The following is a 22,892-nucleotide window of genomic DNA, read 5'->3' on the forward strand; positions in this document are numbered from 1 at the left end:
AATTAGGTGTTGAAATTTAGACTGGTTGGTGAGACACCAAAAAGTAGGTTAAGCCGTAAACTGACGCTGATTGATATTCTAAATCACAGTTTGTTTTATAACTTCTATCTATCTGTTGGTGCTCACCAGCCGAAAACGCATGTGTATAAATTTCAACAATATTAAGAAATTAGGTGTTGAAATTTAGACTGGTTGGTGAGACACCAAAAAGTAGGTTAAGCCGTAAACTGACGCTGATTGATATCCTAAATCACAATTTATTTTGTGTTTTAAATTATTGTTGACACCTTGCTGCAGAACATTAATTAATAAAATCTTTTCACCAAATCAGAGATCAAATAATAAATAACTTTTAACAATATTTCCGGGTGAGCGGCTTAGACCCATATCTTTCAATCTCTGAAAAGAGTTATAACTTCTATCTATCTGTTGGTGCTCACCAGCCGAAAACGCATGTGTATAAATTTCAACAATATTAAGAAATTAGGTGTTGAAATTTAGACTGGTTGGTGAGACACCAAAAAGTAGGTTAAGCCGTAAACTGACGCTGATTGATATCCTAAATCACAGTTTGTTTTGTGTTTTAAATTATTGTTGACACCTTGCTGCAGAACATTAATTAATAAAATCTTTTCACTAAATCAGAGATCAAATTATAAAATAATTTTTAACAATATTTCCGGGTGAGCGGCTTAGACCCATATCTTTCAATCTCTGAAAAGAGTTAATTGTTGTTCTGCAGCACCCGGGAACTTTAATTGCTTTTGCCGAGCGGCCATTGGTACCGATCCCTATCCGCTATACCATAAACCTGCTCGCTAAAGCATAAAAATGAAAAAAAACAATTTATACTATTGATACAAAAAGCTAAAAAATCATTTTACGCGTTTCAGGTATGAGGCGTAAATTGCTTTAGAGCGGTTAAATAATTAATAAATTATCAGAATGAATTATAACGAACAATTAAAGGAAGTTAGATCTTTTGCCATAAAAGCACACGACGGTCAGAAATATGGTGCTTTCCCTTATGAAGTACATTTAATGAGTGTATTGAGTACGCTCTTAAAATTTAATATTTTCCCTACAAATGAAGAACACTATAAAATTTTAGCAGGCGCCTGGTTACATGATGTTCTGGAAGATACTGATATCAGTAAAAATGAATTTATTAACCACTTTGGCGAAGCTATTTTCGATATTGTTTGGTCTGTTACTGATGGCGAAGGGGAGGATAGAAAAGCCAGAAAAAACATTATGTATAGCCGTTTAATTCATAATCAGCAAGCAATAATTGTGAAACTGGCAGATAGAATTGCAAATGTAGAAGCGAGTATCATCCTCGGAAATGAAGCTAAATTAGCCATGTACCAATCAGAAATGGAACAACTCTCTGCAGTTTTAGCCAATAAAATTACCACGAAAGTAGGTAATATGCTGTTCGGTTACCTGAAATTATTAACAGATTACTATTAGCCGCTATGCTAATCATTTTTATTCAATCGTCTGGATGGATCAAACTGTAATCCAGCAACCAATCATCCAGACGATTAAATTTTCCGGTTATTTAAGCTTGCTTAACTTTCTTTGCCCGTCCGCCTTCGGCTTTTTCTGGTTGTTGTATAGATAAGATTAAATCGATGCTTTCGGAATTAACTTCGTATTCAGCTGCAATTTTTTCCCATCTTACTAATTCTGACTGCAGATTTTCAATCTCTTTACTTAAAGATTCTATCTTGGTTTGTATCGATTTTCTCACGTTTAAATTTGCCATAACACAAAATTATCATTTGAATATTAAATGAATAGTGCTTTTATCAACAGCGCTTAAATAAATCTGATTAGCTATTGATTATCAACGGATTAGAAATGTAAAGAATTTTCAACATTTTAAATTTTACAGGTGTGGGTATCTTTATGCCCTGTTACACAGTTAATAACCGCTTTTATAGGGTAAAATCGACTTTGAAATGTTCAATGCATAGCTGTAAAATGCTAAATTTGGGCTGTGCTTTTGGTATTAAACATCAACAGCATCAAAGGGAACCGAACTACTTTAATTTGCAACTTTCTATTTTATCTTTTCAGCAAGCGGAACACACGCCTGCGCTCGATCTCCGTTATTTGGTAACCGAAGCGGCGCATTATGTTATGGCGCTGAATTTTCAGGAAGAGTTTGATCTTTTATATATAGATCTTAACCCTAACGCTGAAGATAAAAAAGGTATCGCGGGTTTAAAATTTAATAGGGATGCCAAAAAGACCATGCTGCCCAAAATCTATGATCATTTGGCTTTAATTGATATTTCTTCTGTTTGTGCTGCCAGTATTTACAAGCATGGGAAAGAAATTATCGGCATGGAAAAGTCGAACTTTCCGGCCGATGCCGCCATGATGGTAACAGAAGGTTGTGGCGAAGATTATGAACGCTTTAGTAAACATTTACTTCCGGTTTCCAGGTATTTTTTACTCCGCCCGCTCCATACCCAATGGAACACCATCTTAAAAGCGTTTGATTTTTTCCTGATGGATGGGGTTTGGGATGCCGTAATTTTTATTGCGGAATTAATCTCCGAAAACAAAAATATGGGCATAATTAGCCATGCCCATATGTTAGAAAGCCTCAGCGAAAGCACCTGCTACCCGGCATTTTGTACCGCTAGGGAAGGTTTCCTGCTGGCGCGATATCCATTAACAAAGAAAAGCCTCGAAATGAATAATTAATTCACTAAAAATACTGATCGATGCTCAATCCATAAGTCAGATTCAGATTCTCGCGCCCGGTGATGTTTAACCGGTTATAGTTCAAAGCTGTTGTAAGGCTAATCCATTTTCTTAATTTTAAACCAACAGATGTAGTCGATCTGATGATGTGATCACCTTTTCTATCAAATGAATTTTGGAGAAAATGGCTGCCATCAATAACGATGATTTCTTTAATCTGGAAATGGTACTGCAGCCGTAAAGAATTGCGGTAGGTGTTATAGCTTTCGCCAACGATGAGGCTACTTTGATCAAATAAAACACCATCACTCAAATTCACGTAAGCATTCGGCCGATCCAGAATACTATATGCAATACCGCCGCCCGCAAGGAGTTGGTTCTTTAATTTTAATGAATAACTCGTATTGTAATTTAATAACCCCCAGTAGTAAAAATGAGGGAACGTTTTATACAGGTTAAAATTTAGGGTGCTGGAAAAATCGTTATTGCTCAGGCTGTTGTTTTGTTTGCCATAAAGCCAGCTGGAAGAAGAATTTAGCACGAAAGCTTTCTTTTTCATTCCTAAATTCAAAGCGTTATTTAACAAATATGCTTTGTCTTCATTGGTTCGGTTAATGGAGCCGGTAGAAGAAAGTACGATATGATATTGTGTAGAATCGCTGTATTGTGCTTTCAATTCGATGTGGAAAAGCATACCTAAGATCAGGAGTAAAGTTAGCCGCATTTAAGGGTAACAGCATTGCGCATGCGATGTTTGGCCTTTTTTGAAAATGATTACCCATAACCAGCAGAATAATTAAAGCCAAAACCATGCTTTAGGTTTCTCTGTTATTCAATCATCAGGATTAAAATAAAAAAACGACAATATGGAAACACCAGAAAAACAAGATAGGCAGCCAGGAATAGAGGCAGAGATGAATCCGGCTCCGGAGGTGATCAGAGATAGCTATAAAGGTTCGGAAAAGTTGCAGGATAAAGTAGCGCTGGTAACCGGTGGTGATAGTGGAATTGGCCGTGCTGTTGCGGTACACTTTGCCCGTGAAGGTGCAGATATTGCCATTGTTTATTTAGATGAGGATATCGACGCTGAAAAAACAAAAGAACTGGTTGAACAGGAAGGACGTAAATGTTTGTTGATTAAGGGCGATGTAAAAAAGTCTGAGTTTTGCAAAGAATCCGTTCAAAAAACTGTTGAGGAGTTTGGCAAGATCAATATTTTAGTTAACAATGCCGGGATGCAGGTTCCGCAAAAAGACCTTAAAAACATAGATGAGCAACAGCTTGAAGATACCTTTAGAACCAATATCTTTGGCTATTTCTATTTCGCACACGAAGTGCTGGAACATTTTAAAGCAGGAGATTGCATCATCAATACCACTTCGGTTACGGCATACCGTTCTTCGCCAAATTTGATTGATTATTCTTCAACAAAAGGGGCAATCACCTCATTCACCCGTTCACTGGCCACCAACTTAGCCAAAACTGGAATCCGCGTTAATGCCGTTGCACCAGGCCCGGTTTGGACACCTTTAATTGTTTCCACTTTTGATGAGGAAAAAATTAAATCTTTCGGTTCGGAAACCGCTATGGAAAGGGCAGGGCAGCCCTCAGAAATTGGACCTGCCTATGTTTTTCTAGCTTGTCAGGATGCCTCATTCATTACCGGCCAGGTAATTCACGTTAACGGTGGCGAAGTAGTAAACGGTTAGGTTTATCCAAAAAAAATAAGTAATATTATAATTAAGGGGAAAATCTGCAAGGTTATTCCCCTTTTTAAATCCTATTAAAAAACATAAATTTTTAACAATAAGTGAGCGACAAGGATATCAAGTCAGATTCAAATACCGACTGGCAGTTTAAACTCCACGGAATCATTTACGAATCCAATACACCTGCAGGCAAGGCTTTTGACATTGGTTTGCTCATCGCCATCTTTACCAGTATTATCGTAGTAATGCTGGATAGCGTGGTGAGTATCCACGCAAAGTATGGCCAAATGTTCAGCACACTGGAATGGGTTTTTACCGCGCTGTTTACTGTTGAATATATTTTGCGATTGGTAAGTATTAGAAAGCCTTTTCGGTTTGTATGGAGCCCGCTGGGAATTATCGACCTGATTTCGCTGCTTCCATCTTACCTGAGCATATTTTTTATTGGTGCACAATCATTACTGGTATTTAGGGCGTTGAGATTGCTGCGGGTTTTCAGGATATTTAAACTCGGCCAATTCCTAACCGAAATTAATTTTTTAACCCATGCACTTAAAAACAGTTTACGGAAAATAAGTATTTTCTTGCTTACCGTACTTACCATTACAGTCATTCTCGGTTCGATTATGTACCTGGTGGAAAAGAAAGAAAATGGTTTCTCTAACATTCCGGAGAGTATTTATTGGGCCATTGTAACCATTACCACTGTTGGTTATGGCGATATTTCTCCAATTACCCCAATGGGAAAATTTGTAGCTTCGGTAGTAATGCTTATTGGTTATGCCATTATTGCGGTACCTACCGGGATTATTACCCATGATATTGCGCTTGCAGCAAGGCAAAAAAAGGAATTGCCGGAATCTTGTCCGAGTTGTAGCCGGGAAGGCCATGATAGCGACGCACTATTCTGCAAGTTCTGCGGCTCCTCTTTATATCGGTAGTGCCAAGAGAAATTATTTCAGTTTAAGGTTTTATTAACGCTGTGCGCATGGATGGATTGATAAATATTGCTGAAACTTTTTTCACCTAAATAGGGTTGTCATTTAAGATTAAAGAAAGCAATTATGAAAAATATCATCTCTACTTTAGCAAAAACTGCTGTCGTTTTCCTTTCCATTTCAAGCTTCGATCAGGTGGCATTGGCCAGCAATCGTTTGCCGGTTAACTTATACAACATAAAGGCCGAGATTTCTCCGGAGGTCTTTATTCGCCAGGCAACCCTGATGGGGATGAAAGAATTACAGTTGAGCGGTGTAGCCAATGAACAATCTACAGATGCAAAGATCAAGGCTTATGCGAAGATGATGATTACCGATCATTCTAAAGCAAATGAAGAGCTGAAAATTCTGGCGAAAGCAAAGGGCGTAAGTTTGCCAATGGGTAAGCTGGAAGTGGGCACGCTTCGATCAGACGGACGGGTAGATTCTGCGCCAGAGAACATGAAAGATACCACCAGAAATGACAATCAGCCAGAAGCAGCAGGAAATGTGAAAACAAATGCTCCATTAACCAGTGGTGAGCTTACAGAAGCTGATATTTTAAAGTCGGTTGACGAGCTTAAAAAGTTAAAAGGAGCTTCATTGGATCAGTCTTATGTGAGCACCATGATCGCAGATCATCAAAAAGCAGTTGCTTTGTTCGAAGAAGGTACCAAATCTACTGACGCAGCAACAAGAAAATTTGCCTCCAAACAACTGCCGAAATTAAAAGCCCATTTAAAACATGTGATGGCGTTGAGCAAATAAATCATAGCCACTTATTTAATGCCTTTAACCATCGGTTGATGGGGTTGGTATTTAATAGCTATAGTTATAAAAATTAACCTTTACGCGAAGATTTAACAGATAAAAAAAAGAGCGAACCGTAATGGTCGCTCTTTTTTGTTTATGCTTCATCTTCCGTTTCTTCATCCTCATCCCCGATCCAGTCATCCAGTTTTGTTCCCGCACCATCAGCATAGGGAATTTCCTCTTCAGTATATTCTGAATCATCCTGCTCTTCTTTAGGAAGATGGCCTTCGCCTGCGTTACCGCCTGCTCTGTGCATTTGGAACTGATCTGAATCTTCAGCTTTTTTATCGTCTTTCGGTGTTTCTTCCTGCTCTATCATAACTTTTTTTTATTTAAAGAACATCCTGATCTTTGCATAAGTTTTCAATTTTCAAAAAAATGAAAGTCATTGGAAAATCTTTTTATACTAAAATCAATCCATTTGGTTCAATATTACGTTGTTATTTTACAGATAAAACTTTCTTGTTAGATATATTTTTGCTTTATTGCCAGATATTACCAACGTTCCAGTAAATGAAAAATCTCTCCATCAGTTTAACTCCAGCTAAATGTGAGCTTTTGGATAATATCCTGAACGAATTTGATGAGGAAGTTTACATCAAATCAGATCGTGTGCTAAAAATATTCAGGGGTAATGGCAGCCTGGCTTCTGATTACTTAGATTTTCTGGTACAGATGAATTTAGTTATCCTGGTTGGTCAGGTAGATGGTATTGCCCTGCCTGCAATGGTTGGAAAACAAGCTGGTGTTGATATGTTTATCAGCGAAGGAGGATTTAAACGCCGGTATGCACTTAAGAAATTAGAAGAAGATACCGGCAAAAGTATTTTCGATCTGCAAAATGAAAATCTGGACCTCAAGGAGAAAACGCAAAAGCAGGATCAGTTACTTAAAAGTTTAGAGGATAGCATTACACAGCAAGGCAAAAATATCTTACACACCTGGTTAATGAGAGTATTGTACTTTTTTGCTGGTATTTTAATGACTTACGCCTACTTCAAATTGTTTGGTACAGCTTAAAAAAGCGTACTTGCGCCCAGAAAATCATTAACAATCCTTAAAATTTCTCTTCCTAAATCTTTAGCATTTCCTATCCCTACACCCTTTATTGCCGCCAGTTGGTCAGCAGATTTTGGTGGTTTGGCTGCAACATTTAACAGTGCAAGATCTGATAAAACGGTGTGCTCCGGAACGTTGCGATCTTCGCTTACCTTCTTTCGCCAGGCCACCAGACTTTGATATAATTTTTGATTGATAATCTCCTTCGGAAGCACCGCTTTCGCTATGCTTGTTTTTTTAGGACGCTGATCGAACTGATTGGTAGCGGCCAGGTAAGTCTTTGTATATTCTTCAAGAGAAAACGGACTCCACGTAAATTTAAAAAGAGAAAATTTAACATTTAATGCATTGGCACAATTGCTCAGCGTAGCCAAAACCCTCTCAGATTGTTCATCGAGATAAATATTCAGTCCAGCAAATTTGCCAATCTCATTAATTACCGTCTCCAGTTTTGGAACAAAATATTTTGAAGCCTTGGCCAGTCGTTCTAAAAATATTTCATCATGATCCAGATTTGTATTTTTATTTATTTTAGCAAGTTCCTGGTCTTTAAACTTTTTGGCAACCCGAATAATGTCTTTTTCTAAAAGTTCCGTAACAGCCGTTTGCAAGTTATTTAAGGCCGCGTTTTCATCATTTGCCCTAAATTTCGAAACCTTTAAAATTTTCCAATATGCTTCGATCGCACTGAAATCAAATAAGTCATCGGCGAGGTTCCACGCATACTGTTTTTGGAAAGATGCTAAATCATCATTAGCTGGTTTTTTGCTTACTGCTGCTGCCGTAAAAGCAATAATCCGCTTATCCGTCATAATGTTTTCCATTTTAACGGGAGATTTTAAAAGCAATCCCTCCAAACTTTTACACCGGCTCAACGCCACGTAAGCCTGGCCATGCGTAAAAGAAGAACTAATGTCTACAATCGCTTTTTCGAAAGTTAAACCCTGACTTTTATGAATCGTAATTGCCCAGGCAAGTTTAAAAGGATATTGAGCGAAGGTGCCGGTATTGGTTTCATTAATTTTATTCTCCTCCTGGTCTAACGCGTATTTAACGTTTTGCCACTCTTCCCGTTCTACCTCAAAAGCCTCACTGTCATCTAAAAACTGCACCCGAACGCTATCATTTTCAATCCCCACTACTTTTGCAGCTTTTCCATTGTAATAAAGTTTTTTCCCTGATGAATCATTTTTGATAAACATCACCTGGGCACCAACTTTTAAGTGGAGCACATCGTCAACCGGATAAGCATCTTTAGGGAAATCGCCGGTGATTTTTGCATGGAAAGCATGGGTTTTTCCGGCCAGTTTTTCCAGGCATTCGGTATTGATCTGGCCAACCAGATGATTATGCGTAGTTAAAGTAATGTAATCTTCTTTCCAGGCATCAGCAAGTGTAGGGTCGTAGTGTTCGTTTAACTGATCGAGAAGGGCAGGAGTGAGTGTATTTTCCCTGATCCTGTTTAAGATATCTAAAAATAACGGATCAGACTGGCGATAAACCTTTTCGAGTTCGAAGGTTACGAGCGAAATCTTTTTCAGAATTAAGCTATCAAAGAAATAAGGGCTGAGGTAATAATCTTTAAGGATATGCCAGGCATCATGCGCAATTGGCGAGAGCTGGTAAAGATCCCCGATCATCAACACCTGTACACCACCAAAGGGCAAGTTTGAGGCTTTCACGTTTCTGAGTGTCTGATCAATAAAATCGAGCATATCTGCCCTTACCATACTAATTTCATCGATAATGAGCAGCTCCAGACATTTCAGTAATTTGATTTTATCCTCAGAATATTTTAAATCCTTTGCCGGTTCGCCAGCCTGCTGCACTGGAATAATCGGCCCGAACGGCATTTGAAAAAACGAATGAATGGTTACCCCGCCGGCATTTATGGCCGCTACTGCAGTAGGTGCAACTACCGCGAAGTTCTTGGCAGTTGTTTCTTTAATTTTACGAAGTAGCGTTGTTTTTCCCGTACCTGCCTTACCCGTTAGAAAAATGGGCTGATTGGTAAATTTGATAAAATCGAGGATGAGCTGGTGGTCTTGATTCGAATTTTCTGAATGATTATTGGTATGCATCTTTACTTACTGATCTCCTTAAAAAAGCCTTCGCTTAGCTTTTGCAAAGATGCATAGAATTGAGCTGATCCAGATGCTGTTTAACGGAGATGTTATTCACAATTGGAAGATTTTAGGGTGCAGATGGAATGGTGAGTTGAATGATTTCTGGATTAGCAGATTTATCAGCCGGTTCCCATCGGGTAATAAAATATGGTACTGACCTGTTAGTCCAGGCAGGGTGTTTTTCCTCATCGGTTCCTGATTTCAATTTAAAAAGGAGCTTTCAGATTTAAAAATCAATTGTTGCCTAAAAAAATCATCCTGTATCTGATTGACTTACAGGATGATTTTTCAAAATGACATTCAGCTAAAAAAAATAACAGATAATATTTTTGTTTGCTAATTATTTTAGTATAAATTTGTTTGTCTCTCATGGAGATTATATTGATTAGTTAGCGATGAAAGCAGATTTTTGCTTTCGAAGAATAGGGAATAATATGACTGTTACGGTTTTAGCGATATTAGAAACAGATTTTCGACCAGATCTTTCACTGGGTAAGATTATGAATGAGCGACTTCGGATAGCTGCAGACGATTTACGCGATATTCATTTACAGGCGTTGGAAACTGTTGGTCAACGTAATGATGATTTAGTGGTCTACATTAGCTATAACCCAAAATATAAAATCAGGTGGCGCATTGTAAATGATGTGCCAGAAGAAATTGAACATTTTGTTGGTCGCGTGTGTGGAGATTTAGGTTATATCCAATGGAAAACCGCTGTAATGAATATTTTTAAAGGAAACGAATAGTAATTCTTTCGAATGCAGTATGCATTATTAAATGGGGATAAAACAGCGGCATTGAAAGGTGCTCATGGCATCTGCATCGGTTGCGGAAAAAAAGTAATTGCCAAATGCGGTGCTGTAAAAATCCATCATTGGGCGCATAGCATTGCTGCCAAATGTGATTCCTGGTGGGAAAATGAAACCATTTGGCACAGGGAGTGGAAAGAGCAATTTCCAGTTGATTTTCGTGAAGTGAACTTTTTTGATGATCACCTTCGGGAATACCACCGTGCAGACGTTCATACAACTGCCGGTATTACCATTGAATTTCAAAATTCTCCAATTACGTTACCCGAACTCCAGGCACGTGAAGCCTTTTATCCTAAATTAATCTGGGTTGTTAATGGCTTAAAGTTTAAAGGCTTTAAGGTCTTAAAAGCACTACCACATCCAAATCATCCGGCTTTAGAAAACTATGAGTTTCGCAATTCTGAACACCTTTCTATGATTCGGAAGATCGATGCACTTCGTCAAAACGCAAATGCTGAAGTGCTTAACTTCTATCATCAGGATTTAAAAACCATTCCAATTACCTCAGAATTTTATGCTTTCAGCTGGCGAAACCCACATCAGGCCTGGCTTAATGTCGTCTGTCCTGTTTTTATTGACTTTGGCGGGCACTTCTTATATCGCCTGCGAACGCGTTATCAGGTTTCTGAAAATTATAGTTATTTGCAGATGGTTTCTAAAAAGTCGTTCCTGGCAAAATATGCTAATTCTTAGCTTTCGTGAACATTGTTTCTGTTTGTAGCCGGATTATCATAATTTTTCGAACTCAAACCATCAGGAATTGCCATCGTTAATTAGCCATAGAATCTTTTCTTTTAAAATAAAAAAAATAGAAATGGCAAGTACAAATTTAACATTCAAAATTGGCGATATCGAGATTAACCGTTTAGGCTATGGTGCGATGCAATTAACCGGGCATGGTGTTTTTGGCGAGGTGGAAGACCGGGAAAATGCCAAAAAAGTTTTACAAACTGCAGTGGAGAACGGTGTCAACTTTATCGATACCGCAGAAGCTTATGGTCCGAAGTTTAATGAATCACTAATTGCAGAAGCCTTACATCCGTATCGTTCAGGTTTATTGATTGCAACCAAAGGTGGCTTTGACAGAACTGGCCCAAATAAATGGGTACCTAACGGGAGCCCGGAAAAAATACGTGCTGATATTGAAGGCAGCCTGGAAAGATTGAAAGTAGAGCAGATCGATCTATGGCAGTTGCACAGAATTGATCCTAATGTTGATGTGGAGAAAACGCTTGAGCCGATAATTGAAGCTGTAAAATCTGGGAAGATTAAACATGTAGGTTTATCGGAAGTTAACATAGAGCAAATTAAAAAAGTGCAGAACATTTTACCAATTGCTTCGGTACAAAATATGTATAACCTGGTAGATCGAAACTGGGAAGAGGTACTTGATTATTCTGCAGAACAAGGTCTGGCATTTATTCCATGGTTTCCTTTGGCTTCAGGACCAGCTAAACTGGAGGAGAAAATCAAATCGATCGCAGCAGCGCATGAAGCAACTACATCTCAAATTGCCTTAGCCTGGTTGCTCAAAAGATCACCAAATATTTTGCTGATCCCGGGTACGAAATCAGTTGCTCACCTGGAAGAAAACCTGAAAGCAGCAACAATTGAATTATCAGATAAAGAGTTTGAAACCCTTTCTCAACAATAATTGGTTATAGAAAAACCGGAATGATTTTTAGAACGTCCAGCTAAATAATAGCTGAGCATATTAGCTAAAGCCTGAGAAATGATCATTTTTCGGGCTTTTTTATGGATTGAGTTTTTGGTTATTCGTGTGTTTACAGTCTAGAAGAATACCAAAATTAAACGCTTTGCTACAATTAGAAAATGGATAACTGTTTGTACTTAGTGGAAAGACCAAATGTAACTTTGTAAGTCAGGTAAATAAAAAGCGAAAACTTTTCGATAAAATTGATCTTTAAAATCTGATCTTTAGTTATGAGAAAAATTATAATTACCTCACTTTTTCTGTTTTCAATTCTTTGCTTTCAAAAATCTATGGCACAGCAAACCCCGGCAGTTTTAAATCACATTGCTGTCTATGTTACCGATTTAGGTAAATCAACCGCATTTTATGGAGGTGTTTTTGGCTTTAAAGAGATTGCGGAACCGTTTAAAGATGGCAAACACACCTGGTTTTCTTTGGGCAATGCAGGTGCATTACACCTGATTCAAGGAGCAAAAAGTACGCAAAAGTTCGATAAGAACGAACACCTTTGTTTCAGCGTTCCATCTATTGAAGCCTTCATTAAAAATCTGACGAGCAAGAATATCCCATTTGAAGATTGGGCAGGCAAGGCCGGCGCGATTACTACACGGGTAGATGGTGTAAAACAGATTTATTTCCAGGATCCAGATGGGCATTGGCTCGAAACTAATGATATGAAATAACCCCTTATGTTGCTTGCTCAATTTAGATTTTTTGATTTTTCAATATTCACATACGCGATATGATTCATCCCAACTTCTCAAAAACGTTCACCATTCTTGTTATTTTTCTTCTACAGTTTTGCGTTGCAAAAGCGCAATATGAAGCAGCAGAAGCAGACTTTAAAAAAGTTATGGAGAAATTTAATGCTGTTGGTGCTTCAGTTGCTGTGGTTAAGGAAGGGAAAATCGTTTACACACATTCTTTCGGATGGAAAGACCTGGAAAATCAAACGCCATTAACAGATGCTGATATTTTTCGCATTGCATCCATTTCTAAATCTTTCTCCGCTACCTCAATTTTGCAGTTGGTTGAATCTGGCAAGTTATCTTTAGAAGATGATTTCGGAGATTTAGTTGGATTCAGAATAAGAAATCCTAAGTTTCCCGATCGGAAAATTACACTGAAAATGGCGCTTTCACATACTTCCAGCCTGAATGATAGTCAGGGCTACCTCAATCTGGATTTGATTAATCCAGATAAAAATCCTGATTATGCGAAGTGTTATAATGATTATGAGCCAGGAAAAGGATATCAGTATTGTAACCTAAATTTCAACCTCATCGGAACAATTATTGAAAAAAAATCCGGTGAACGTTTCGATCGATATGTTGAAAATCATATCCTAAAACCACTTAACCTGTATGGCGGCTATTGTGTCGATTCTTTAGATAGCACCCGGTTTGTGAAGCTATATGAATATCATGCAGATACGAAAAATTTTAGCCCGTCGCCAGCTGCCTATGCGCCACGCCGCGAAGAAATAAAAAATTATGTAATGGGTTATAGTACGCCAATCTTTTCGCCAACCGGCGGCATGAAGATTTCGGCAACAGATCTGGCTAAATACATGATCATGCACATGAATTATGGTGCCGGGAATGGTGTTAAAATCATTTCCAAAAAGCATGCTAAGCTAATGCAAACCAAAATTACTGAGGAAGAAGAATATGGTTTAGCCCTTAGACAAGCCAGTAATTTAATTCCAGATGTAAAGCTTGTCGGCCATACCGGATCAGCTTATGGATTATACAGTACCCTGTTTTTTAACCCCAAAAAAAAGTTTGGTTTTGTGATAATCACCAACGGGATTAATGCAACTTATACCGGCGATTTCCCCGATTTTACCAGAGCAGCCATAAATACTTTGTATGAGCATTTCATGAAATAGACGGCCTTTTCAGTACTTATAGCGCATATTTTCTGTTTAATTCAGGCCACTTAAACTCCGCCTTTCGTTTGCTAATTCATTTTTGTTAAAACTTTTAGTCGCTCATTCCTCTTTTAAATAAGTTGATGATGGAAATTATTTGAAAATTTTAAATAGTTCTGACATCAGTGATACCATTATTTTATACACACCAAACTTAATTAAATATAATGCCCGAACTTTTACAGTTTCCAGGAGAAGCATATCCATTAGGTGCCACATGGGATGGTAAAGGAGTTAATTTTGCAATCTTTGCGGAAAATGCCACAACAGTTGAACTTTGCTTTTACGATAGCGAACACGCAGATAACGAAACACATAGAATAACAATTTTAGAAAGATCTCACGAAATCTGGCACGCCTATATTCCGGATCTTAAACCGGGGCAGCTTTATGGTTACCGTGTACATGGACCCTATGAACCTGAAAATGGCTGTAGGTTTAATGCAAATAAAGTGCTGCTTGATCCTTATGCAAAAGCAATTGCGGGCAATATCAGGTGGGATGATTCCCTTTTTGGATATAAACTTGGCGATCCGCTTATGGATTTGAGTTTTAGCGAAAGTGATAACACCGCATTTATCCCTAAATCGGTAGTGATTGATCCGGAATACGACTGGACTGGTGATGTTCATCCAAAAACTGATTACCACGAGACCGTAATTTATGAAATGCATGTAAAGGGTTTCACTAAAACCCATCCGGATATTCCGGAAAACATACGTGGAACTTACGCAGGGCTTGCCCATCCGGCCGCCATAGATTACCTCAAAAAACTTGGAGTAACCGCAGTAGAATTGATGCCCGTACATCAGTTCATTTCCGATCACCATTTGCAGGAAAAAGGACTGACCAATTATTGGGGTTATAATACCATTGGATTTTTCTCGCCAGATTCTCGTTATGCTTCTTCTGATGTGCGTGGCGGACAAGTGAATGAGTTCAAGGATATGGTTAAAGCCCTGCACGCATCAGGTATTGAAGTGATTTTAGACGTCGTTTATAATCATACCGGGGAGGGAAATGAGTTTGGTCCAACCTTGTCTTTCAAGGGAATTGATAACAGTTCTTATTACCGTTTAGAAGAAAACAAACGGTACTATACAGATTATACAGGCACAGGAAATACCTTAAATTCGATGCTTCCAAATGTGCTTCGCTTTATGATGGACAGCCTGCGCTATTGGATTTTAGAAATGCATGTAGATGGATTTCGTTTCGATCTCGCCTCTACATTGGCCAGGGAGCTCCATGAGGTGAATCGGTTAAGTGCGTTTTTTGATATTATTCATCAGGATCCGGTAATTTCTCAGGTAAAACTGATTGCAGAACCATGGGATGTTGGTGATGGTGGTTATCAGGTCGGTAAATTTCCGGCGGGATGGGCCGAATGGAACGGCATGTACCGTGATGTAATGCGCGATTACTGGCGTGGAAACCCAAATATGCTGGGCGAATTTGCGCAACGCTTTTTAGGAAGCCCAGATCTATATCAGGACGATTACCGCAGACCAACAGCCAGTATAAATTTTATTACTGCTCATGATGGCTTTTCCCTTCAGGATTTAGTTTCTTATAACGAAAAACACAATGAAGCTAATCTGGACGATAACACGGATGGCGAAGACCATAACCGATCTTGGAATTGTGGGGCAGAAGGTGAAACCGATGAGGTAGAGATTCTGAGTCTTCGCCAGCAACAAAAAAGAAATTTTCTTGCCACCCTGTTTTTATCGCAAGGTATTCCCATGCTGGTTTCGGGTGATGAATTGGGTAAAACGCAAAAAGGGAATAACAATACCTATTGTCAGGATAATGAATTATCATGGTTGGATTGGGCTGCGGTGGATGAATCGCTTTTGTATTTCACACAACAGTTGATTCAGCTTCGCTTAAACCACCCAAGTTTAAGAAGAAGAAAATGGTTTAACGGACAGGAAGTTGGCGATGACGGCGTGAAAGATATTGCCTGGTTTACACCTGACGGTAACCCGATGAAAGGTTATAACTGGGAAAGCGACTTTGCCCGTTCTATCGGAATTTATTTCCATGGTGAGGGAATACAAAGTAAAGGCCCAATGGGTGAAGATATTCTGGATAACCACTTCTTCATTATTTTTAACGCACATTATGAGGGCTTGAATTACAAATTGCCTAAAGAAGATTATGCGAAAAAATGGAGAAAGGTATTGGATACGGCCAGTGGAGAGATCTCGGCAAATGATTTATCCCTTTACGAAGCTGCAGAAACGCTAATTGTTGGTGGAAGATCGATATTGGTACTGAAATCAGAGGAATAAAAAAAAACAGGTTTTCAAAAACCTGTTTTTTTAAAGCAATTAAAGCAAATTGGCTAATCCGTTTTTTGGGTACGAAAAAGTTAGTATTCTAATCATAGCTTTTGGATGCGTGATGGCATCGGCCTTAGTTTTGTTATTAAAAGCTGTACCCTGAACAGGTAAGTCGATTAATTGGTTATCACTGGCAATTTTAATGGTCTCGTTTTCACCGCTCATATTATTCTCTTCAACGATTGTGATTTATTTTTAGGCATTTAAAAAGCGCTGGTAGGTACTTGCCGACTTAATTTTTTCCATTCTCAGATAGTCTTTCAATTTTGAAAATTCCATGCTTTGAACGGCTTTTATAGTCGATTTTAATTTTTCGCAACTTACACCAAGGCGTGTTGCCCAGTAATTGCGATCTTGTTCATCAGAAATGTCGATTAACTCTTTGCGAGCTGTGGTCGAAATGTTTTTAGTTTCCATAGGTCTATAATTTGGCTAATTGATAATTGTGAAACACCAAATCAGCACCTTTGGTTTTAGGGTTGTTTGGTTTTGTTTTAATTTTTTAAAAATTTAGTTTTTAAGTCGACAATGAGTTTTTTTCTGATTCTTAGGATTTACTTCTTAATGATGTTTAAATGCTGATTATTTTTGTAAATCAGTATTTTGTGATGATTTAGGTAAGTGCTGGTTGAAATATTTGTAATGTAAAATTTACAAATGGAATACTTTAAAAGGGATGGCTATTAATAAGGGGTTTGAAATGTTACCATCTAAGAAATATAATTCCATTTAAGCTGCAACGCCGGAGAAGTTAATACATGGTTAATCCTATCAAGCCAGGTGAAATAATACGCTTCGGCTTAGATCTTCTTAGATTTCTTATATGGTAGATTCTATTGTGTTTATTTGGTAGTTACAATCTGCGGTAATCGTTTACCATCTAAGAAATATAAGATCATTGAAGTTCCAACGCCAGGGAAGTTAATAACTGGTTAATCCTATCAAGCCAGGTGAAATAACTTATATTTCCTTACAGTCCTTATATGGTAGATTGTATTGTATTTATTTGGGAGTTACAATTTGCGGTAATCGTTTACCATCTAAGAAATATAAGGTCATGAAGCTCCCGCGACAGGGAATTAATAACTGGTTAATCCGATCAAGCCAGTTGAAATAATACGCTTCGGCTTATATCCCTTACAGTCCTTATATGGTAGATTGTATTGTATTTATTTGATAGTTACAATCTGCGGTAATCGTTTACCATCTAAGAAATATAAGATTATTGAAGCTCCCGCGCCAGGGAAATTAATAACTGGTTAAATCCTATCAAGCCAGGTGAAATAATATGCTTCGGCTTATATTTTCTTACAGTCCTTATAAGGTAGATTTTACCATTTAAGAAATATAAGGTCATTAAAGCTGTAACGCAAAAAAAAACTATATCGTCGTCATCCCTAAACCCCAAAGACGGGTCAATAAAACCTTTTGCGTTTCAGAGGTGTTTTTATGGCAATACACAGAGGAAGCGCCAACAACCAAATGGCTAGAATCTATGCTACAACAATAGTAATCTTAAAAAGCAAATCACCATGAGCCTGAAAAAATACGAAGAGAAACGGGATTTTTCCAAAACTGCCGAGCCGAAAGCCGGAGAAAGTAAGGATAAGAATAAATTACAATTCGTTATTCAGAAGCATGATGCCACACGTTTACATTACGATTTCAGGTTAGAAATGGATGGTGTGCTGAAGAGTTGGGCCGTACCCAAAGGTCCATCTACCGATCCGCAAAATAAACGTCTCGCCATGATGGTTGAAGATCATCCATTCGACTATAAAGATTTTGAAGGTACCATTCCCAAGGGTGAATATGGCGGAGGTACTGTGATTGTTTGGGATGAAGGAACTTACGAACCCATTGAAGAAATTAAAGGGAAAAAAGCACAAGAGAAACACCTGCTGAAACAACTTGCAGATGGATCGGTAAAAATTAAACTCAATGGCGAAAAACTTAAAGGAGAGTTCGCTTTGGTAAAAACAAAAGGCATGGGCGAGAATGGCTGGCTCCTAATCAAACACAAAGACGACTTCGCTTCTACAAAAGATATTACCAAGCAAGATAAATCTGTGCTTTCTGGTAAAACCATTGGTGCGATGGAAAAAAACGCTGAAATGGTATGGAAGGATGGAAAGGAGCAAAAAGTTTCGAACACAAAGAAAACGAATGCGAAAGAACCAGGGCCCGACGAAGCTATAATTGGTGAACAGGAAGAGGTAGACGTGAAAAGTATCTTGAAGAAAGCACCAAAATCAGAAATTCCAGAGGCGATCAAACCCATGCTGGCCACTTTAGTTGATGAGCCATTTGATGATGATGCCTGGCAATATGAGGTTAAATGGGATGGCTATAGGGCATTGGCATTTGTAAATAAAGGGAATGTAGAATTATCATCCAGGAATAATAAATCCTTCAATGATAAATTCTACCCGATTTATGATTTGCTGTCAGAATGGAAAATCAATGCTGTACTCGATGGTGAAATCCTGGTATTAAATGATAAAGGCATTTCGCAGTTTGGTACGTTACAAAACTGGAGAAGTGAGGCTGATGGTGAACTGGTTTTTTATGTGTTTGATTTGCTCTGGTACGATGGAAAAAACCTGATGGATTTACCGCTCTATCAACGCCAGGCTGTTTTAAACGAGATATTGCCAGGCGACGATGACCGGGTTAGGCTGGGAAAAGTTTTTAAGGCAAGCGGGATTGATTTCTTCGCGGCAGCAGAAAAAATGGGACTGGAAGGCATTATCGCCAAAAAAATAAATAGCACTTATACACCAGACCGAAGATCAAAAGATTGGCTGAAAATCAAAGTAAGTAAACGCCAGGAAGTTGTTATTGCAGGCTTTACAAAAAATGAAGATACCTCCAAAGCCTTTAGTTCGTTATTGCTCGGCGTTTACGAAAAAGGAAAACTGCAGTATGTAGGGAAGGTTGGAACCGGCTTTTCAGACAAGTTACAGAAAACCATGATTAAGCAATTTGAACCATTAATTACTGGCGAAAGTCCGTTTGAAGAACTTCCTGATGTAAATAAACCTTCGCGGTTTCGGCCAAACCCGCCAAAAGCGAAGGCCACCTGGTTAAAGCCAGAGCTGGTTTGTGAAGTGGCATTTACCGAAATTACAGAAGATGGTGTGTTCAGGCATCCGTCTTTTCAGGGTATGCGGGAAGATAAAAAAGCAAAAGAAGTGATTCGCGAAGAAGAAATTGCAACCGCAGAAGTGGTTCCTCAACAGGAGGCAGAATCGGAGAAACATAGTGAGGCAATTAAAGCACCAAAGCACAGTGAACGCAAAACTTTACTTAACCCGAAAGATCAAACCCAGGTACGCAAAATCAAGGGGCACGAGCTCAAGTTTACAAATCTGAGTAAGATTTATTGGCCTGAGGATGAGGTAACCAAGCGTGAGATGTTCAACTTCTATTACCAGATAGCAGATTATATTTTACCTTACCTGAAAGACCGGCCGCAGTCTCTAAATCGTTTCCCCGGAGGCATTCACGGAAAAAGTTTTTATCAGAAAGATGTAAAGGGTAAAGCGCCTGAGTGGGCAAAAACATTTCCCTATGAAAATGGAGATGGTGAAAAAAAGGAATATTTAGTTGGAACAGATGAAGCTTCATTGCTTTGGATGGCAAGCCTGGGGTGTATTGAAATGAATCCCTGGTTTAGCAGGATCCAAAGTCCGGATCATCCTGATTATTGTGTGATCGATCTTGATCCCGACAAAAATACTTTCGATCAGGTAATAGAGGCCGCCCTGGAAACCAAAAAGATTCTGGATGCGATCGATGTTCCCGCTTATTGTAAAACATCCGGCTCTACAGGCATGCACATTTACATTCCCTTAAACGCGAAGTATACCTACGAACAAAGCCAGATGTTTGCCAAACTGGTGGTAAACCTGGTGCATAATCAAATCCCTGAATACACTTCACTGGAGCGGATGATTTCTGCCAGGAAAGGGAAAATGTATTTAGATTTCTTACAAAACAGACCCGGGGCAACCATTGCAGGTCCATATTCACTCCGGCCGAAAATAGGTGCCACAGTTTCTATGCCTTTACACTGGGATGAAGTGAAGAAGGGATTGAAAATGAAAGATTTTAATATTTTTAATGCAATGGATCGCCTAAAGGTAGAGGGCGACTTATTCAAAGGCGTTTTAGGCAAGGGCATAGACCTGATGAAGGCAGTGAATAAGGCGAAAACTGTTTTCGGATAGGCTGAAATGATCTTATGCTTCTTATATTTGAAAAAAATTAAATAAATGATAGCACACCACGTTTTATTTTGGCTTAAAGCCGATACTACTGAAGCGCAAAAAGCAGCTTTCCGTAAAAGTTTAGGAACCCTTGAGCAAATTGAAGTTGTAAAAACTTTTCACCTGGGAATACCTGCGCCAATTGAGCGCGCGGTAGTAGATGTGACTTACACCTTCAGTTTGCTTTTACTTTTTGAAGATCTGGCTGCTCATGATGTATATCAGGTTCACCCTTTGCACAAAGCCTTCTTAGATGACTTTAAAATCTATTTCGAAAAAGTAATCATCTATGATGCTAACTAAATAGAATTAGAAAGTTGAAATGCCGGATCTTCTCCGGCATTTTTTTTGCTTAAATTTTTACCTCTGGCTTTAATCACCCTAACGAGATAAAGTTTTTTAGATATTATTTGGAATTATTCTAAATAATATGCTATTTGCTTTTGTAAAAATCAAATCAGATAAGCCATGTGTAACACCAGCATCCTTGCTCAAAATCAAAACATCACCATTTCGCAATGTAAAAACTGTAAGGTATTAAACATCTGGCGTGCCGGTGTTTTGATGAATTTCTCTTTTGAGCAGTTTGATGCATTCCATCTGGCAACTAAAAAATTGAATTTTGAGGATTTTGTTGAACGCCATCCAAATGGGGAAGAAGTGGTGATTTTATCTACGCCATTTGCAGATATCAGCCTGGTATTTACGCGGGATGAATGGCAGGAGTTTTTTGTCAAGATCGATGAAGCACTATATATGAAACGGGTTTATGAACTGGTCCATTTTTAATTTTTGAGCAGATTCACGTACTCATTTATTGGTATATTTTGTTGCTTAAAAACCAGATACTTTTACATTTCGTATGTTTTTCCAAAGCGCAATCGTGGAAAATTCTACTACACAAATTAAAAGGTCATCGGCTAACAGGCTTCTTTTAGAGAAAATAAAAGTAGGCGATTTCGTGGAGGATGAATTTGGAAAATCGGGGAGGGTATCTGACATCGAAAAAATCCGCTGCAGCAGAGAATTCCATTATTATTTCTACCTCGGTAAATCGGGAACAATCCTTGTTATCATCTAATGGCAAACCATTCTTATTAAAAAGGGTCATTTAAATAAGGCTTAGGTTGTGAGAAATAATTTAATTCATTTACTTACACATTGGTCATTGTGTATATTGTAGCAGAATTAATTATTCCCTATGCCTTCAAGTCAGGATCATTTTTATTCAAATCTGATCGTTAGTAAGTTAAATTTAAGCAGGCTATTGCTTAAGAAAAATCTTTTTTCAGATGTTCCGGAAGACTGGTTCGTAATTATTACCGATATTAAAAGCTCTACAAGTGCTGTTGATGCCGGCTTGCACGAAGATGTAAACCTTATCGCAACAGGGAGTATCGTAACTGTGCTCAATATTGCATTCAAAGCGGGTATTCTGGTGCCGTTTTTCTTCGGTGGCGATGGCGCTACCTTTATTGTTCCGTCAAGCATTGTAGATAATACCATGCAGGCATTATTAAAATACCGGGTCAATTCGTTGGCAAATTTCAATCTGGACTTACGTGCAGGCATTGTATCGGTTAAGGAAATTTATGCTCATGGCTGTTCGCTTAAAATCAGCAGATTTAGCAGTGGCGAAACCTTTTCCATTCCAATTGTTTTGGGCGATGGATTGGACTATGCGGAAAAGATAATTAAAGGCGACGATTACCTGCTTTCCGGGCATGACAGTACCGAAGATGAAATTGATTTAACCGGAATGCAATGTAGGTGGGATAAAATTCAACCACCCGAAAATAGTGAGGAAGTGGTTACACTCATCGCAATTGCACAGGATAGTCAAAAGCAGGCTGAAGTTTTTAGCAAAATTATTCATCATCTTGATCAGATTTACGGCGCGGCAGAAATCAGAAAGCCAATCTCAATTCCAAAATTAATCTTCCGAACCAGTTTTAACAACCTTGGCAAGGAGATGAGGCATCGTTTAGGCAAGATAAAAACCTTTGAACTGATTAAAAACTGGTTTGTAAACATGTATGCCTTTGTTTATTTCAGAACCGATAGCGGCAAAAAATACTTACAACAATTGGTTGAAATGTCTGATACACTGGTGATTGATGGCCGGATAAATACAGTAATTACAGGAACAGAAAAGCAACGCCTGGCGCTGCAAGAGGCGCTTAACCGCTTAGAAACCAACGGAGAAGTTTCTTATGGAATTTATGTGAGCGGTGAATCCGTGATGTCTTGTTACGTTCGCGATTTTGAAGATGAACACATTCATTTTGTTGATGGAGCCGATGGTGGCTACACCAAAGCGGCAGGTGTTTTAAAACAAAAACTGAAAGCAATGCAGGTTTAGGCTATTCTATTTTGTAATTTAAGATTCATGATTGCGAAATAAAG

General features: G+C 38.5%; 23 protein-coding genes. 16 read left to right on the forward strand and 7 right to left on the reverse strand.

Going from position 1 to position 22,892, the window contains the following annotated elements; genetic code table 11:
- Positions 1–945: 945 nt before the first annotated feature.
- Positions 946–1,473, forward strand: a complete 528-nt coding sequence (locus tag GJU39_RS13435; RefSeq protein ID WP_154281313.1) for a bifunctional (p)ppGpp synthetase/guanosine-3',5'-bis(diphosphate) 3'-pyrophosphohydrolase — start codon at positions 946–948, stop codon at positions 1,471–1,473.
- Positions 1,474–1,564: 91 nt separating this feature from the next.
- Here GJU39_RS13435 and GJU39_RS13440 read toward each other — a convergent pair whose 3' ends face one another.
- Positions 1,565–1,771, reverse strand: coding sequence for a hypothetical protein (locus GJU39_RS13440; protein ID WP_154281314.1), 207 nt, complete (start codon positions 1,769–1,771; stop codon positions 1,565–1,567).
- 287 nt (positions 1,772–2,058) lie between these two features.
- On the opposite strand from GJU39_RS13440, the gene GJU39_RS13445 reads away from it, so the two are divergent.
- Complete coding sequence (locus GJU39_RS13445) at positions 2,059–2,721, forward strand: hypothetical protein (protein WP_209437649.1); 663 nt, start codon at positions 2,059–2,061, stop codon at positions 2,719–2,721.
- Between the two features lie 4 nt (positions 2,722–2,725).
- Here GJU39_RS13445 and GJU39_RS13450 read toward each other — a convergent pair whose 3' ends face one another.
- The gene (locus tag GJU39_RS13450) at positions 2,726–3,445 is read right to left on the reverse strand and encodes a DUF481 domain-containing protein (protein ID WP_154281317.1); all 720 of its coding nucleotides are present in this window, start codon (positions 3,443–3,445) and stop codon (positions 2,726–2,728) included.
- A gap of 142 nt (positions 3,446–3,587) precedes the next feature.
- On the opposite strand from GJU39_RS13450, the gene GJU39_RS13455 reads away from it, so the two are divergent.
- The 3 genes from GJU39_RS13455 (at position 3,588) to GJU39_RS13465 (ending at position 6,175) form a co-directional block, all read left to right on the forward strand.
- Positions 3,588–4,430: an SDR family oxidoreductase gene (locus GJU39_RS13455; protein ID WP_154281319.1), complete on the forward strand. Its 843-nt coding sequence runs from the start codon at positions 3,588–3,590 to the stop codon at positions 4,428–4,430.
- A 101-nt stretch (positions 4,431–4,531) separates the two neighbouring features.
- The gene (locus GJU39_RS13460; protein WP_342448208.1) at positions 4,532–5,371 is read left to right on the forward strand and encodes an ion transporter; all 840 of its coding nucleotides are present in this window, start codon (positions 4,532–4,534) and stop codon (positions 5,369–5,371) included.
- A gap of 123 nt (positions 5,372–5,494) precedes the next feature.
- A complete protein-coding gene (locus tag GJU39_RS13465) occupies positions 5,495–6,175 on the forward strand; it encodes a DUF4142 domain-containing protein (RefSeq protein ID WP_154281321.1) in 681 nt (226 codons plus the stop codon).
- Between the two features lie 139 nt (positions 6,176–6,314).
- Here GJU39_RS13465 and GJU39_RS13470 read toward each other — a convergent pair whose 3' ends face one another.
- On the reverse strand, positions 6,315–6,539 hold the full coding sequence (locus GJU39_RS13470) for a hypothetical protein (RefSeq protein ID WP_154281323.1): 225 nt from the start codon (positions 6,537–6,539) through the stop codon (positions 6,315–6,317).
- A gap of 194 nt (positions 6,540–6,733) precedes the next feature.
- Here GJU39_RS13470 and GJU39_RS13475 point away from each other — a divergent pair, with 194 nt between their 5' ends.
- Positions 6,734–7,240, forward strand: a complete 507-nt coding sequence (locus tag GJU39_RS13475) for a hypothetical protein (RefSeq protein ID WP_154281325.1) — start codon at positions 6,734–6,736, stop codon at positions 7,238–7,240.
- On the opposite strand, the gene GJU39_RS13480 is transcribed toward GJU39_RS13475, so the two are convergent.
- Together GJU39_RS13480 and GJU39_RS13485 are read right to left on the reverse strand one after the other, a co-directional pair.
- Complete coding sequence (locus tag GJU39_RS13480; protein ID WP_154281327.1) at positions 7,237–9,360, reverse strand: HRDC domain-containing protein; 2,124 nt, start codon at positions 9,358–9,360, stop codon at positions 7,237–7,239. The two genes, GJU39_RS13475 and GJU39_RS13480, sit on opposite strands and share 4 nt — an antisense overlap.
- 112 nt (positions 9,361–9,472) lie before the next feature.
- Positions 9,473–9,610: a hypothetical protein gene (locus GJU39_RS13485; RefSeq protein WP_154281328.1), complete on the reverse strand. Its 138-nt coding sequence runs from the start codon at positions 9,608–9,610 to the stop codon at positions 9,473–9,475.
- A gap of 190 nt (positions 9,611–9,800) precedes the next feature.
- Between GJU39_RS13485 and GJU39_RS13490 the strand changes: the two genes are divergently transcribed.
- The 6 genes from GJU39_RS13490 (at position 9,801) to glgX (ending at position 16,164) form a co-directional block, all read left to right on the forward strand.
- The gene (locus tag GJU39_RS13490) at positions 9,801–10,154 is read left to right on the forward strand and encodes a hypothetical protein (RefSeq protein ID WP_245227876.1); all 354 of its coding nucleotides are present in this window, start codon (positions 9,801–9,803) and stop codon (positions 10,152–10,154) included.
- Between the two features lie 12 nt (positions 10,155–10,166).
- Complete coding sequence (locus GJU39_RS13495; protein WP_154281330.1) at positions 10,167–10,913, forward strand: competence protein CoiA; 747 nt, start codon at positions 10,167–10,169, stop codon at positions 10,911–10,913.
- Between the two features lie 121 nt (positions 10,914–11,034).
- Entirely contained in the window at positions 11,035–11,874 is an 840-nt protein-coding gene (locus GJU39_RS13500; protein ID WP_154281332.1) for an aldo/keto reductase, read from the forward strand.
- Positions 11,875–12,164: 290 nt separating this feature from the next.
- Positions 12,165–12,617 carry a VOC family protein gene (locus GJU39_RS13505; RefSeq protein WP_245227884.1) on the forward strand — a complete coding sequence of 151 codons (453 nt, stop codon included), beginning with the start codon at positions 12,165–12,167 and terminating at the stop codon, positions 12,615–12,617.
- Between the two features lie 59 nt (positions 12,618–12,676).
- Entirely contained in the window at positions 12,677–13,825 is a 1,149-nt protein-coding gene (locus GJU39_RS13510; RefSeq protein WP_154281333.1) for a serine hydrolase domain-containing protein, read from the forward strand.
- Between the two features lie 209 nt (positions 13,826–14,034).
- Positions 14,035–16,164, forward strand: a complete 2,130-nt coding sequence (gene glgX, locus GJU39_RS13515) for a glycogen debranching protein GlgX (protein WP_154281335.1) — start codon at positions 14,035–14,037, stop codon at positions 16,162–16,164.
- 39 nt (positions 16,165–16,203) lie between these two features.
- Here glgX and GJU39_RS13520 read toward each other — a convergent pair whose 3' ends face one another.
- A complete protein-coding gene (locus GJU39_RS13520) occupies positions 16,204–16,380 on the reverse strand; it encodes a hypothetical protein (protein WP_154281337.1) in 177 nt (58 codons plus the stop codon).
- 30 nt (positions 16,381–16,410) lie between these two features.
- Positions 16,411–16,632, reverse strand: a complete 222-nt coding sequence (locus GJU39_RS13525; RefSeq protein WP_154281338.1) for a DUF3606 domain-containing protein — start codon at positions 16,630–16,632, stop codon at positions 16,411–16,413.
- Positions 16,633–17,747: 1,115 nt separating this feature from the next.
- Here GJU39_RS13525 and ligD point away from each other — a divergent pair.
- From ligD to GJU39_RS13545, 4 genes are all read left to right on the forward strand, one after another.
- Positions 17,748–20,447, forward strand: a complete 2,700-nt coding sequence (gene ligD, locus GJU39_RS13530) for a DNA ligase D (protein WP_154281339.1) — start codon at positions 17,748–17,750, stop codon at positions 20,445–20,447.
- 45 nt (positions 20,448–20,492) lie between these two features.
- Positions 20,493–20,789: a Dabb family protein gene (locus tag GJU39_RS13535; RefSeq protein ID WP_154281340.1), complete on the forward strand. Its 297-nt coding sequence runs from the start codon at positions 20,493–20,495 to the stop codon at positions 20,787–20,789.
- A gap of 165 nt (positions 20,790–20,954) precedes the next feature.
- The gene (locus GJU39_RS13540) at positions 20,955–21,275 is read left to right on the forward strand and encodes a hypothetical protein (RefSeq protein WP_154281342.1); all 321 of its coding nucleotides are present in this window, start codon (positions 20,955–20,957) and stop codon (positions 21,273–21,275) included.
- 412 nt (positions 21,276–21,687) lie between these two features.
- Positions 21,688–22,848, forward strand: coding sequence for a DUF3095 domain-containing protein (locus tag GJU39_RS13545; protein WP_154281344.1), 1,161 nt, complete (start codon positions 21,688–21,690; stop codon positions 22,846–22,848).
- Positions 22,849–22,892 lie beyond the last annotated feature (44 nt).

The sequence above is a fragment of the Pedobacter petrophilus genome, from assembly GCF_009674725.1.
Taxonomy (GTDB): domain Bacteria; phylum Bacteroidota; class Bacteroidia; order Sphingobacteriales; family Sphingobacteriaceae; genus Pedobacter; species Pedobacter petrophilus.